The organism is Congregibacter sp. (assembly GCF_965662665.1).
Classification (GTDB): Bacteria; Pseudomonadota; Gammaproteobacteria; order Pseudomonadales; family Halieaceae; genus Congregibacter.
This window is the reverse complement of record NZ_CBFIIF010000016.1, coordinates 43,099-56,059: the sequence shown is the minus strand read 5'-3', so window position 1 is coordinate 56,059 and position 12,961 is coordinate 43,099. Positions and strand designations below refer to the sequence as shown.

The following is a 12,961-nucleotide window of genomic DNA, read 5'->3' as shown; positions in this document are numbered from 1 at the left end:
CTTGCTGTTGTTTCTGATACTCCAGCGTTTTGTTGCTTATGCGCGCTAGAGCTATTGTCGACGAGCCTTCGCCTATGATTAAGTGTGCTTACACTATCTCTCTACATGAGGGCTGTTGTAAATCGATCTGGTTTATCTGTGCCACATCTTTCTCTGCAATACAAAGGAGTTTTGCGTTATGAACCGTTTGTCATTCGTTTCAATATTCTTGGGTAGCCTTGTTACTTTGGGTAGCTTGTCTGCGACCGCTGAAGAGATTACCCGGAACAAGACGCCGGGCTCAGATTTTCCCATAGCCCAGTCTGTTCAGGTGCCCGGGGCGTCGGAGATGATTTTTGTCAGTGGCGCCGTGCCCAAACCGATTGTCGAAGGGGGTGACCCCAATGATCCCGCCACCTATGGCGATACCGAGATACAAACTGTGAGTGTCCTCAAAGAGGTGCAGAGCCGACTTCAGCGTCTGGGGTTGGATATGGGCGACGTGGTGATGATGCGTGCGTATTTGGTGGGGACTCCTGAGACCGATGGTCGCATGGATTTCTCCGGGTTTATGCGCGGCTACACCCAGTTTTTCGGTACCGAAGCGCAGCCTAACTTACCCTCCCGGTCGGCATTTCAGATAGCGGGCTTGGCGCGAGCCGGATGGTTCGTTGAAATCGAAGTGGTGGCTGCCCGCGCTCCCTAGGGCGACATCGATCGTATGTAACTGACGACGTTGGCGATTGCCGCGTCGTCCAAGTCTCGCGCGGAGTCGGCCATGCGTGCCCCGCGTAGATCCTCCGGGTGACTACCTCTGATCCCATCCCGGAAATTCTTAAGCTGGCGCTCAAGGTAGCTATCGTCCTGATACGCTAAAGCCGGCGCCTGTAGCTCCTCATCACCCTCTGCAGCGGTGCCATGGCAGGCAGCGCAGGCTTGATAGACAGCTCTACCAGCGTCCCGATCGCCCTGGCCAGTCGTCGGCGCACTTTGTGCCGGGAGCGCTTCGATGTAGCGCCCTACCGGACGAAGTTCGGACTCTTCCAAAGCGAGCGCCGCTGGTCGCATCTCCATACCCACGAGATCGAGGGCATGACTGCCGCGCCAGCCCTCACGGAAGGCTTGGAGCTGATTGCGGAGTGACCAGTCTTCCATTCCGGCAAGTACCGGAGCGTCCACTGCCGGATTCCCTTGCCCCACGCTTCCATGACAGACCAGACAATATTCGTAGTCCTTGGCGTCAAATGTAGTATCCGGTTCAGTACTCTGTGCACTCAGGGACAGACAGAGCAGCGCCAGACCCAGAGTTTTGACCTTGCAGTTAAATCTCATGAGGCCGACCTCATCTGACGTGATGACTCAAGGCGTTGGATCGTCTGTAACACCCGTTCCGTAGCGGCCAGCGCACCTTCCTGCCAGCCGGGATGCTTGCTGATTTGGTCACCAAGCATGAAGTGTCGACCGTCACCGGCAAGCAAACCAGCGCGAATCTTGTCGGATTCGGTATTGAATAAATCGTCGATGTCGCCTACACCGCCGCCGCAACCGAGAAGGTGATTCATGCGGTGCCAAACGACCGAGACACCAGACTCAATGTGCGCGCGGTACTGCCCGGGGTGCAGGGCTTCTCCGGAAACGGTGGCGTATTCCAGACGTTCCTTGTGGGACAGTCGGCCAAACTCAGCGTTGTGGTTCGGGTTGAAAATGTAAGCCCCCAGCACGACTCCCTTGGCGCGCTGACTGCCGTGACTGGGATACCAAACCTGAAGCGTGGATCTGTCAGTCCAACTGATACCACCATAGATGCCTTCGTCTTCCCAGAACCTGCGGGACATTTGAAAGCCCACCTTGGAGAGCATGCCCCGCTGAACATGTCCCAGTAACTGCGTGTAGTCCTTCGACAGATTGTGCTTGATTCCGGACATGAGATGGCCTGGGATCGAGTTCAGGCAGTAGTCGGCGCGCAACGTTTGTATCTTGTCATCCCTCTCGTAATGCACCGTGACACCGTCGTCGCCATTAACGATTTCGATAACTCTTGCCCGTGTAGTGGGAGGTCTGCTGAGTCGATCGACAAATGCATCTACGATGCGGTCCATGCCGCCGCGGGGCTGCATCATCGAGGGTGCCTGGTATTCGTTTTCGGCAAACAGCATCCCGACGTTCGCGAACTGACTCTCCACCAATTCTTTGAGAGACCCGAAGGGTTTGAGCGTGATGGGGTCGAGCATGCCATCGGTCGTCAATCCCGCGCGGATGGAACCCTCGTAGCGCATAAGTTCCGGGTTGAGATCTCCAAAGCCGGCGACATAGTCTTGTAGCTTTTCCATATCGACGTTGGTGACTGGTGCGTCGAGAGAGGGGTTACTTACGCCTTTGGCTGCGAGTTCGGCGATAAAGCCCCGGGCGTCGGCAATAACGTCCCGCTGCCGAAGACGCTGACCTTGATTCATGGCTTCGTCCACAACCCAGGCGTTGTAATTACTGTTGATGAAGGGTTCCAGCTCTATGGAAAACTCGCGGCAGTAATTCATGATTCGAAGATGCATGGCGGGAAGACGAGCGGGACCTGCATTGAAGTAAAGCCCGGGATCATCATCAAAATCGCAAATCTGGCGATTTCCCAGTTCGTCAATCACAGTGCCGGCGCGAACGGTGAAGTTCCGACCGCCTATGCGATGGGAGGCCTCAAGAACCGTAACATCATAGCCGGCCTGTTCGAGTTCGAAGGCGGCGCTTAAGCCGCCCATTCCTGCCCCCAGTACCACCACGGTGGGGCGTTTACTTGCGGTGGCCGAGAGCGGCGTCAGTATGCGGCTATGGTGTGCCGGTGCCGGCGGTGCAGCCATCAGCTCTAATGCTCGCACCGAGTGCAAAACCGCGGCGGATCCACCGGTTTTTCCTATGAGCGATAAAAGCTGACGTCGGGAGAGCTGACTGGGCATTAGGCTATGTCTCGTTGCGGCGTCAATCTGGTGCGCGACGCACCACTGATGAGCGGCGGCCAATAGGGTGGTCGCTGTACAAGTCGGTGCGATCCTTCCGGATTGCCACCCTCAAAGTGACAGCCACTTAAAATATTACCACCGTATAGGTTTCCCATAAACAGATACTGGCGCATACGCGCGTAAAAGTCTTGCGCAAATGTGACGTAGAGAGCACAAAGGCCCTGCGCGGCTGTCTCGCAGGATCTTTTAGCTTGTCGCAATCGCGGCAGCGAAATTGATACGCGAGCAGGGAATCAGCGTAAAATACTTTAACGACTTGGAACGCTTCCTTTTATGTCCCGACTGATATCTCTTATGCGACCGCTGGCAATTCTCGCGGTTGCTCTCTTACTCGCTGTGTTTATGGTCAAAAGTCGCCCTGAACTTGAGGCCAGAAGCGTGAGCATACCGCTGCCTGTTGTGGCTGTGCAGACCGTCGCGAAAGCTGAGCAGCCCGTCAGCGTTGTGGCCTATGGCAACGTGACCGCGTGGCGGCAGCTGGAGCTCACCGCCCAGGTTGGGGGAAGAGTGCGGTGGCAGTCTCCGCTCTTTGAGCCGGGGGTAATGGTTGAGAAAGGCGAGCCCCTGCTGCGCATAGACCCTACGGATTACGAACTCGCACTGGCGGAGGCCAGGCAAGCCCTTAGCAGCGCGAAGCTGTCTTTGGCTGATGCTAAGTCATTGCGCCAGGCGGCTCGGGTAGAAGAAGCAGAGGCCGCGGTGGCCGCAGCGGAGGCGCGAATCGTTCGGGCCGAGCGTGATCTCAAGAACACGGAAATCACAGCGCCTTATCACGCGGTGATTGATGAGCAGACCGTTGAGTTGGGGCAATTCATTAGCGTGGGCACCAGGCTTGGCAGAATTTTAGGCGCCAACCGAGCAGAGGTTCGCTTGCCCGTACCGCCTCAGGATGTGCGCTTCATTCAGGATATCGACGTGGCTCAGGTTACTTTGTACAGCGAGAGCGCAGGTGACAAGCTGAGTTGGGAAGGACGCCTTGCACGTATAGAGGCGCGCATCGATCCGCAGACGCGATCGTTTCCGGTGGTGGCAGAAATCGATGACCCCCTCGATGAGAATTTGCACGCAGCGCCTTTGCGCTTCGGACTATTTGTGCGCGCTGAAATCACCGGCGCCACGGTAGCGTCTGCGATTCTCCTTCCCCAAAGCGCGGTGCATGGAGAGAGCGACGTTTTCGTGTTTAGTAACGGGGCGTTGCAGCGACGCAAGGTCACGGTGGCCAGAGTGAGTGCCGAGGGCGTGCTCGTCACCGGAGGACTTGCCGACGGTGAACAGGTAGTCGTGACACGCCTGGACCTGATGTTCGAGGGAATGGCCGTGGCGCTTTCGGATGTCTGAAGACGCTAACAATCCTCTCATGCGCGGGCCCATTGCGTGGATGGCGCAGAACCCCGTGGCTGCGAACCTGCTGCTGGTGATTGTCGTCATTGCCGGGCTTTACTCTATCAAATCGCTAGACAAGGAAGTCTTTCCTACTTTTCCTACAGAGACATTTACCGTCACCGTGCCTTATCCAGGCAGTTCCCCGGAGGAAGTCGAAAGGGGGATCGTACTACGGGTCGAAGAAGCCGTTCGCGATATTGTGGGTATTAAAGAAATACGCAGCGAAGCTCGTGAGGGAGTTGGCATTGTCACGGTGATCATGGAGCCCGGCAGCGACATGTCAAAGGCCGTGGGTCTTGCCAAAGTGCGCGTGGATGGCATCGCGTCGTTTCCCGGTGATTCAGAAAAACCCATCGTCGAAGAAATTGAGTCCTCCAGCCGGGCAATTCGCCTCAGCCTGTTCGGCGACATTGAGCCGCGAAAATTCAAGGAGCTTAGCGAGCAGGTGCGAGAGGACATTCTTGCCCTCGGCGGCATCAGTGAAATGACCATCGAAGGTGAACGGGATTACGAGATTTCCATCGAACTGTCGGACGAGAAACTGCGCCGCTATGGTTTGACCTTTGACACCGTGGTCGCGGCGGTGCAGGCAAGCTCACAGGATCTGCCCGGAGGCCTACTGCGCACGGATAGCGGTGCCATCACTCTGAGGTCGAGCTCTCAGGCTTACCGGGGACGGGACTTCGAGCAGTTGACGCTTATCAGTCGCGCGGACGGTACTCGAATCCGTGTGGGTGATGTTGCGACTGTGCGTGATGGCTTTGCAGAGCAACCGGTGTTGAGTCTTGTCGATGGTAAACCGGCGCTGACATTCACCATCGATAGAGTAGGCGATCAAAACGTCTTGGAAATCACCTCCATGATTCGTGAGTACACCGAACGGAAGCAGGCGGAGCTGCCTGAGGGTGTGCGCTTGCAGGCGTGGGGGGATGCCAGTCGAATTTTGCGCGGGCGCATCGATCTGATGCTACGAAATGCAGCTCAGGGCGGAATTCTCGTGATTATAGCGCTGGCTCTTTTCCTGGACCTGTCCCTCGCTTTTTGGGTTGTCCTGGGACTCCCTTTTGCGGTGCTGGGGTGTCTGGCGACCCTGGAAATCTTCGGACTGCCGGTATCGATAAACGTGTTGTCGGTGTTTGGCTTTATTTTGGTGCTCGGTCTTCTCGTAGACGATGCCATCGTCACAGCAGAGAGCGCCTATGCCCGTCTGGAGCGTGATGGGGATGGCTTGAAGAGTGTCGTGGGAGGTGTTCACCGGGTGGCGACAGCGACGGTGTTCGGAGCACTGACTACGGTTGTAGCCTTCGGCCCGAGTTTGTTTCTCACCGAAGGTTTTGCGCGGATCATGTCGCACATCGGCTGGGTGGTGATTCTTTGCGTCATTTTCTCGTTGATCGAGACGAAATTGGTGTTGCCGGCGCATCTTCGACATATTCAGGTGCCCAAGCCTGGCGATGAGATCGGTTTGTTTCGCAGAGTTCAGCAGCGCATTGCTCAGAGTTTGATTAATTTTGCCCAGGGTCCCTATCGGCGAATGCTGGGACTGGCTGTCAGTTACCGCTATACCACTCTCGCTGTATTTTTTGCGGGTCTCATCGTATGCCTCGCGCTCATTCCATCGGGTATATTGCGGGTCACCTTCTTCCCATCAGTGCCTTCGGACAGTATCGGCGTCACCCTTGAGATGCCGCAGGGCACGCCCTGGCAAAAGACCCACGATTATGCCCGGCGCATAGAGAGTGCGGCGCGGGCCATGAGCGATCGCTTTAAGGCTCAGGATGCACAGGGCCGTGATGTCATTCGCACGCTGCAGGTTCTTTCGGAGAGCGATACCCAGGCGCGAGTCATCGTTGACCTCATTGTGAGTGAAGAGCGGGAGATCGATTCCGTAGTGCTCGGGGCCTGGATGCGCGAAGAATTGGGAACACTTCCTGGAGTTCGTTCCCTGCGGATAGATGCCGCGGCTGGCCCCGGTGGCTCTCCCATCGATGTTCAGTTGGAAGGTTTTGACCTGGAGCAACTTCGTCAGGCGGCCAGCGAGCTGAAACTCAGCCTGGCTCAGGTAGACGGCGTCCGGGATATTCGCGACAGCTTTAATGCCGGAGGGCGAGAGCTGGATATTAGTGTCACTCCTGAGGGAGAGGCTCTGGGTCTTGGTGATGTTGAACTGGCACGGCAAATCCGTCAGGCCTTCTTTGGTGCTGAGGTGCAACGTGTGCAACGCGGACGGGACGAAGTTCGCGTCTACGTGCGCTTGCCCGAGGACGATCGCAGCGACATCGACTCTCTACAGTCACTGTGGATTAGCCTACCCGGTGGCGGGCGCGCCCCGTTTTCTGTGGTGGGTCGCGCTAGCGAACAAACCAGCCTGAGCATTATCAACCGCATCGATCTTTCTCGCGTGGTCAATGTGCAGGCGGATGTTGATAAGTCACTCACCTCGTCCAGCGATGTCATGAATCTGGTGGAGAGCAGTATGCTCCCGGAGATCTTGGCAAATCATCCTCTGGTTCGCTACTCCGTAGCAGGTGAAGTCGACGAGCAACGGCAAACATCCGACGGCCTTCTTTACGGGGGCATATTGGTCTTGATCATGATCTACGCTGCGCTGGCTATTCCACTGAAGAGCTATCTGGAGCCCTTGCTCATCATGTCCATCATCCCCTTTGGGGTAACGGGGGCACTGCTGGGGCACCTGATTCTGGGTATGGACGTCAGCATATTGTCGGCCATCGGAATCATCGGGCTTGTTGGTGTTGTTGTGAATGACAGTCTGGTTATGGTCGATTTTATCAATCACTACATCGAAGAGGGCCATGACTGGAAGTCCGCCGTATTGGAGGCGGGGCCTTCCCGATTCCGGGCGGTGATTTTGACCTCACTTACGACCTTCATTGGCCTCTTGCCGATTCAGCTAGAGACTTCCATTCAGGCGCAGTTTGTAAAGCCGATGGCAACGTCGGTTGCCTTTGGAATTTTCTTTTCGACGGCTGTCACACTCTTTTTGATTCCAACCCTGTACTACGTAGGCCAGGATATTCGAAGGCTGTTTAGCCCTAAGAAGGAACCTTCTGACAAAGTGCAGGCTGTCGAAGCCTAGTCTGTAATCTCAAGTCTTACAGACCCGAAGCCGTCAAGCTTTGCGCCTTGTAGTAGGCGGGGAGCATGACGATGGGATCGACCGAGAGCGAAGTACTACAAGTTAAAACTGAATGGTGCCCAGGAGAGGACTTGAACCTCCACGCCCTTGCGAGCACTAGCACCTGAAGCTAGCGTGTCTACCAATTTCACCACCTGGGCTTCAAAGAGACGGAGCTCAATGAGGGCGCGAAGATTACGGTTCGTCCCCGGTTTTGTCAATCATCACGTATACTAACGCAATCTGCGATTTTTGATCTCGCACTCTCACCGGAAAACCTATGTCAAAGCAGCGCAAGCCGCAAAAGCCTCAAGAACAACGACAGTCACGAAGCAAACCTTCAGACCCCCATGCTCACCGTGAGGCCGAGCGCTACGACCATCCCATTGCGTCCCGAGAAGCCATCATGGAACTGCTCCGTGAAGCTGACGGACCTTTGACGAGTGACCGGATAGCTCAGACTCTTGCGCTGTCAGACGAACGTGATCTGGAGGCCTTGCGTAGGCGTCTACGCGCCATGCAACGGGATGGGCAATTACACATTGACCGGCGCGGTGCCTACGGTCTGGTTGAAGCCTTAAATTTGTTGCGCTGTCGTGTCCAGGGGCATCGTGATGGCTATGGTTTTGCCCAACCCGAAAACGGCGAAGAAGACCTGTATCTGAGTGCGCGGCATATGCGCAGCTTGTTTGACGGCGATACGGTACTTGTTGCTGTCACCGGTGTTGATTCTCGCGGTCGCTCCGAAGGTAAAGTTGTCGAAGTGCTTGAGCGTGGCGTTAGCCGGGTTGTGGGGCGCTACCAGGAAGAAAGCGGTATTGGTGTCGTACTCCCCGACAATGCGCGAATCCATCAGGAGATTCTCATTCCGCCCAAGCTTAAGGGCGATGCTCAAAACGGGCAGATCGTTACGGCAGAGATCACGCACTATCCGGAGAACCGGTTGGGTGCGAAGGGAAAGATCGTCGAGGTCCTAGGTGAGCATCTGGATCCGGGTCTCGAGATCGACATTGCTATCCGTTCTCATGCGATTCCTTACGAGTGGCCGGAGGCGGTGCTCGATGAAGCGGCAGCGCTGAGCGAAGAGCCTGAAGAGGAAGATAAAAAGCACCGAATAGACCTGCGTAATAAGCCTTTTGTCACCATTGATGGTGAAGATGCGCGAGACTTTGACGATGCCGTTTACTGCGAAAAACGCCGATTAGGGGGCTGGCGCCTTTGGGTCGCTATCGCCGACGTCTCTCACTATGTGGGCGTAACGAGTGCTCTGGATAAGGAAGCCATTGAGCGCGGCAATTCTGTGTACTTTCCGGAGCGCGTGGTGCCTATGCTTCCGGAAGTCTTGTCCAATGGCTTGTGCTCCTTAAAGCCGAAAGTCGATCGTCTTGCCTTGGCAGTCGAAATGGAGATCACCAATACTGGAGAGCTTAAGCTGTTTCGGTTCTGTGAAGCGGTGATTCATTCCCATGCCCGGCTCACCTATACCCAGGTGGCAGAGGTGTTGGAGACTGGCGCTAGCAGCGCGGTGCCTCAGAAGTTAGTGCCCCACCTTGAGCAACTGCATGCTCTTTACAAAATACTGAGGCAGGCGAGGGAAGAGCGCGGAGCCATTGATTTTGAGACCGTCGAAACTCGCATCATTTTTAACGACGAGCGGAAAATTGACGCCATTGTGCCTGTGCAGCGAAACGACGCGCATAAGCTTATTGAGGAGTGCATGCTCTGCGCTAACGTCGCAGCAGCGCGCTTCTTCGAGCGTCATGAGCTTCCCGTGCTCTATCGTGTGCACGAAGGTCCGGGTGAGCAGAAGCTTGAAAATCTGCGGGCATTTCTGGGTGAGCTTGGCCTGGGTTTGCGCGGAGGTTTAAAACCCACCCCCGAAGACTATCAGCTGCTCATCGAGCAAATCGCTACACGTGATGATGCGAGCATTGTCCAAACCATGCTTCTCCGTTCTTTGAGCCAAGCGGTTTACCAAGCAGAAAATCTTGGACACTTCGGTCTTAACTATCCTGGTTATGCGCACTTCACATCGCCCATTCGTCGTTATCCCGACTTGTTGGTGCACCGTGCTATTCGCAGTGTTATCCGCTCGAAAGAGCGCAGCAAGTTGGTGCAGCGCGTACGGGGGGCGTCGGAGCTAAACAAGGCGCAGATTTACCCCTACGACGACGCGGCGATGGCCGCCTTTGGGACGCGATGCTCCCTCACCGAGCGGAGGGCCGACGAGGCTACGCGCGAAGTTCAGTCCTGGCTTAAGTGTGAGTATCTTCGCGAGCACGTGGGTACCGAATTTGGCGGTGTGGTTAGCGCGGTAACCAACTTTGGCCTGTTTGTGGAGTTAAACGACCTTTATATCGAAGGACTGGTACACGTTACATCGCTTCCCGGCGACTACTACCGTTTTGACGCGGCGCAGCAGCGACTGGTCGGCGAGCGAACCGGCCGCAGTTTTCAGCTGGGAGCAGCGATTGAGGTGTTGGTGGCAGCCGTCAACTTGGATGAACGCAAGATTGATCTTGAGCCTGTCGCCCTCCCTGACTCTCGAAAACGCAAAGGTTCTGGTGCGGGTAAAGGTGCTGGCAGTTCATCAAAGCCATCGTCTACGCCAGGCCAAGGTGCTGGTGCGCGCGGAAAAGGAAAGCCGCCAACAAAGTCTAAGGCGAAGCCGGGTGGGCGCAATCGTGGTAGTGGTGGCAGCGGTAGTGCGTCGAAGCAGGCCCCCAGTACTAATCGCGCAAAAAACGGTAAAGGGCCGGCAAAGGGCGGCGCTAAGAGTAGCCCCAAGCGGAAGTCCAAAGGTAGATAGGTAGATAGCGGTGGCAACTGAGTATGCTTTTGGCCTTCACGCGGTAGAAGAGCTCCTGCGCAGGCAGCCTAAATCCGTAAGCCGCCTTTGGCTGCAAAAGGGCCGAGATGATGGCCGTATGCAGGCACTGCTCGTTCTCGCGTCCAACGCGGATGTACCGATTAGTCGCCTCCCGAGGGGGAAGCTCGATGAGCTGGTTTCCGGGCGGCATCAGGGCGTAGTCGCAGAGCTGGGCGAGAACACCGCGGGACAGAGTGATCTTAGATGGAGTGAGGCTCAGCTCCAGCAAGCCCTGTCGGACGAACCGCAGGCGCTTGTGCTTGTGCTGGATGGCGTTACGGACCCGCATAACCTGGGCGCCTGCCTGAGGAGTGCTGACGCCGCAGGGGTTACCGCAGTTATCGTGCCCAAGGACAATGCCGCTGACATCACCGCTGTTGTTCGAAAAGTTGCCTGCGGCGCCACTGAGACCGTGCCACTGGTACGAGTGACCAACCTTGCGCGAAGCCTGGATACTTTAAAGGCCGCCGGGGTGTGGATCTATGGAACGGCCGGTGAAGTCGGAGTGAGTTTGTATTCGACGGAGTTCAGCGGCCCTGTAGCGCTGGTGATGGGCGCAGAAGGGGCGGGTATGCGGCGCCTCACCCGGGAGCGTTGTGACTTTTTGATCAGTCTTCCTATGGCAGGTGCTGTGAGTAGCCTCAATGTGTCGGTAGCGACGGGGGTGTGTTTGTTCGAAATACGCCGCCAAAGACTTCTTGCAGACGGCGCTTCCGGACTGTAGAATCCGCGCCTCAAAATTTGGACGGTCAACTTTGGCCGTTTCTCCTTGTCATACGGCCTGCGATCTACGTAATCCGGTGACTAAAACCCGTAAGGAGCTCGTTGATGCGACACTACGAAATCGTGTTCATGGTGCATCCGGACCAGTCTGAACAGGTCCCCGGCATGATTGAACGCTACACCAATACCATCACCAAAGATGGTGGATCTGTACACCGTCTGGAAGATTGGGGCCGCCGCCAGCTGGCATTCCCGATTTCCAAGGTTCACAAAGCTCACTATATTCTGATGAATGTCGAGGCTTCCAACGAAGCCATGGACGAGCTGACAACGACTTTCCGATACAACGACGCGGTTATCCGTAATCTCGTGATTCGTCGCGATGCGCCGGATCTGGAAGAGTCGTCAATCATGAAGGCGGAGAAAGAGAGCCGCGAGCGCAAGTCCCGCTATGAGGACCGTCAGGGTAGCGAGAAGCCGCGTCGTGAGAACGACAGCGCTTCTGACGAGACCACCGAAGAAGCACCAGCTGCTGAAGCTGAGGCTTAAGGCGCGAATCAAAAAGGAGTATTAACAGATGGCACGTTTTTTCCGTCGTCGTAAGTTTTGCCGTTTCACCGCTGAAGGCGTTAAAGAGATCGATTACAAGGATCTCGATACGCTCAAGGCTTACATCTCTGAGACCGGCAAGATCGTTCCAAGCCGTATCACGGGCACCAAAGCGAAGTATCAGCGCCAGCTATCTACAGCTGTTAAGCGCGCACGTTTCCTCGCACTGCTGCCTTATACCGACGGCCACCGTTGATCGTTTGGGACTTCGAGGATGAATATCCCGATGTTCCATACTTCAGTGATTAGTTAAACGGCATGCAGGGACTTGCCCGATTCGCAATGAGCGGGCGCTATCGCGCGCTTTTGCTTGCGGTCGCGAGTTCCGGAAGTTTGTTATTTGCCTGGATTGGCGCTGGCGTCGTTGCTTTAGTGACGCTTCGCAAGGGCAGTCGAGAAGGCCTGTGGTTGGTGCTCTGGGCATCGCTGCCGGCGCTGCTGGTGACCCGGATAACCGGAGACAGCAGTACCCTGGCGATGTTGTTGGGAACGGCGATACTTGCCTTAGTTTTGAGAACGTCAGTGAGTTTAGCGCTGACGGCCTTTGCCAGCGCTGGCGTCGCGCTGGCTACGGGTGTGGCTTTGTTGGCCTTTGGTCAGTCGATGCTCACGGAGTTGGCGGGATTGTTCGCACAGTTTTTTGCGGCGCTCGAGAGCCAAACCCTCGAAGCCGGGGGAGAGGCTCTGGGTCTGCAGCCACCGACGCTGGCGCAGCTGGCGGGCATGATGGGAACGGCGAATGGCGTCCTGAGCTTTTTGTGTTTGGCTCTGGCGCGATACTGGCAGGCCGCGCTGTACAACCCTGGAGGGTTTGGCAGCGAGTTTCGAGACCTGCAGTTACCCAAGACCCTGGTGTGGGGATTGGCTATGGTAGCCCTTGGTTTTACCGCTGCAGGGTTGGCGTTTCGCAGTTGGGGAGCGGCGATGTTGTTGCCCTTGACCATCGCCGGATTCGCGCTGTTACACGCGAGAGCCCGGCACAGAGGGCAGAGTAGTTTTTGGATGAGCGGCATTTATGTCGCATGGTTGGTGTTTGACGCCGCCAAACTGGGGCTTGTCGGGCTTGTGCTGGCAGACACCATGATGAATTTTCGCAGTCGATGGCAGTCCGCGACACCCCCTGACGAGGTGTCTGGTTCTGACAGCGATGCAGAGGACAGAGAGGACGTTTCGGATGACGATGATCCGGACGAACCCAAAAGTTAATTCGTAATACTGAAATAACAGTACCTGTGGGTACTGATACAGAGG

10 protein-coding genes and 1 tRNA gene are annotated in these 12,961 nt (G+C 56.2%); 8 read left to right on the top strand and 3 right to left on the bottom strand.

Annotated features, from left to right (window positions below):
* Positions 1 to 178: 178 nt before the first annotated feature.
* Positions 179 to 685 carry a RidA family protein gene (locus tag ACTG39_RS08625; protein WP_439107137.1) on the top strand — a complete coding sequence of 169 codons (507 nt, stop codon included), beginning with the start codon at positions 179 to 181 and terminating at the stop codon, positions 683 to 685.
* Here the strand turns inward: ACTG39_RS08625 and ACTG39_RS08620 are convergent.
* Positions 682 to 1,311: a c-type cytochrome gene (locus ACTG39_RS08620; RefSeq protein WP_439107136.1), complete on the bottom strand. Its 630-nt coding sequence runs from the start codon at positions 1,309 to 1,311 to the stop codon at positions 682 to 684. The two genes, ACTG39_RS08625 and ACTG39_RS08620, sit on opposite strands and share 4 nt — an antisense overlap.
* Positions 1,308 to 2,924, bottom strand: coding sequence for a flavin monoamine oxidase family protein (locus ACTG39_RS08615; RefSeq protein WP_439107135.1), 1,617 nt, complete (start codon positions 2,922 to 2,924; stop codon positions 1,308 to 1,310). Before ACTG39_RS08615 ends, ACTG39_RS08620 begins: the two co-directional genes overlap by 4 nt.
* Before the next feature lie 336 nt (positions 2,925 to 3,260).
* Here ACTG39_RS08615 and ACTG39_RS08610 point away from each other — a divergent pair, with 336 nt between their 5' ends.
* The gene (locus tag ACTG39_RS08610; protein ID WP_439107134.1) at positions 3,261 to 4,325 is read left to right on the top strand and encodes an efflux RND transporter periplasmic adaptor subunit; all 1,065 of its coding nucleotides are present in this window, start codon (positions 3,261 to 3,263) and stop codon (positions 4,323 to 4,325) included.
* A complete protein-coding gene (locus ACTG39_RS08605; protein ID WP_439107133.1) occupies positions 4,318 to 7,470 on the top strand; it encodes an efflux RND transporter permease subunit in 3,153 nt (1,050 codons plus the stop codon). Before ACTG39_RS08610 ends, ACTG39_RS08605 begins: the two co-directional genes overlap by 8 nt.
* A gap of 113 nt (positions 7,471 to 7,583) precedes the next feature.
* Here ACTG39_RS08605 and ACTG39_RS08600 read toward each other — a convergent pair.
* Positions 7,584 to 7,670: transfer RNA gene (locus ACTG39_RS08600), tRNA-Leu, on the bottom strand.
* Positions 7,671 to 7,789: 119 nt separating this feature from the next.
* Here ACTG39_RS08600 and rnr point away from each other — a divergent pair.
* The 5 genes from rnr (at position 7,790) to ACTG39_RS08575 (ending at position 12,916) form a co-directional block, all read left to right on the top strand.
* Positions 7,790 to 10,318: a ribonuclease R gene (rnr, locus tag ACTG39_RS08595; RefSeq protein ID WP_439107132.1), complete on the top strand. Its 2,529-nt coding sequence runs from the start codon at positions 7,790 to 7,792 to the stop codon at positions 10,316 to 10,318.
* 10 nt (positions 10,319 to 10,328) lie between these two features.
* The gene (gene rlmB / locus ACTG39_RS08590; RefSeq protein ID WP_439107131.1) at positions 10,329 to 11,102 is read left to right on the top strand and encodes a 23S rRNA (guanosine(2251)-2'-O)-methyltransferase RlmB; all 774 of its coding nucleotides are present in this window, start codon (positions 10,329 to 10,331) and stop codon (positions 11,100 to 11,102) included.
* A gap of 104 nt (positions 11,103 to 11,206) precedes the next feature.
* Positions 11,207 to 11,650 carry a 30S ribosomal protein S6 gene (rpsF, locus tag ACTG39_RS08585; RefSeq protein WP_439107130.1) on the top strand — a complete coding sequence of 148 codons (444 nt, stop codon included), beginning with the start codon at positions 11,207 to 11,209 and terminating at the stop codon, positions 11,648 to 11,650.
* A gap of 28 nt (positions 11,651 to 11,678) precedes the next feature.
* Complete coding sequence (gene rpsR, locus ACTG39_RS08580; RefSeq protein ID WP_008292688.1) at positions 11,679 to 11,906, top strand: 30S ribosomal protein S18; 228 nt, start codon at positions 11,679 to 11,681, stop codon at positions 11,904 to 11,906.
* 62 nt (positions 11,907 to 11,968) lie between these two features.
* Positions 11,969 to 12,916, top strand: a complete 948-nt coding sequence (locus ACTG39_RS08575; RefSeq protein ID WP_439107129.1) for a hypothetical protein — start codon at positions 11,969 to 11,971, stop codon at positions 12,914 to 12,916.
* Positions 12,917 to 12,961 lie beyond the last annotated feature (45 nt).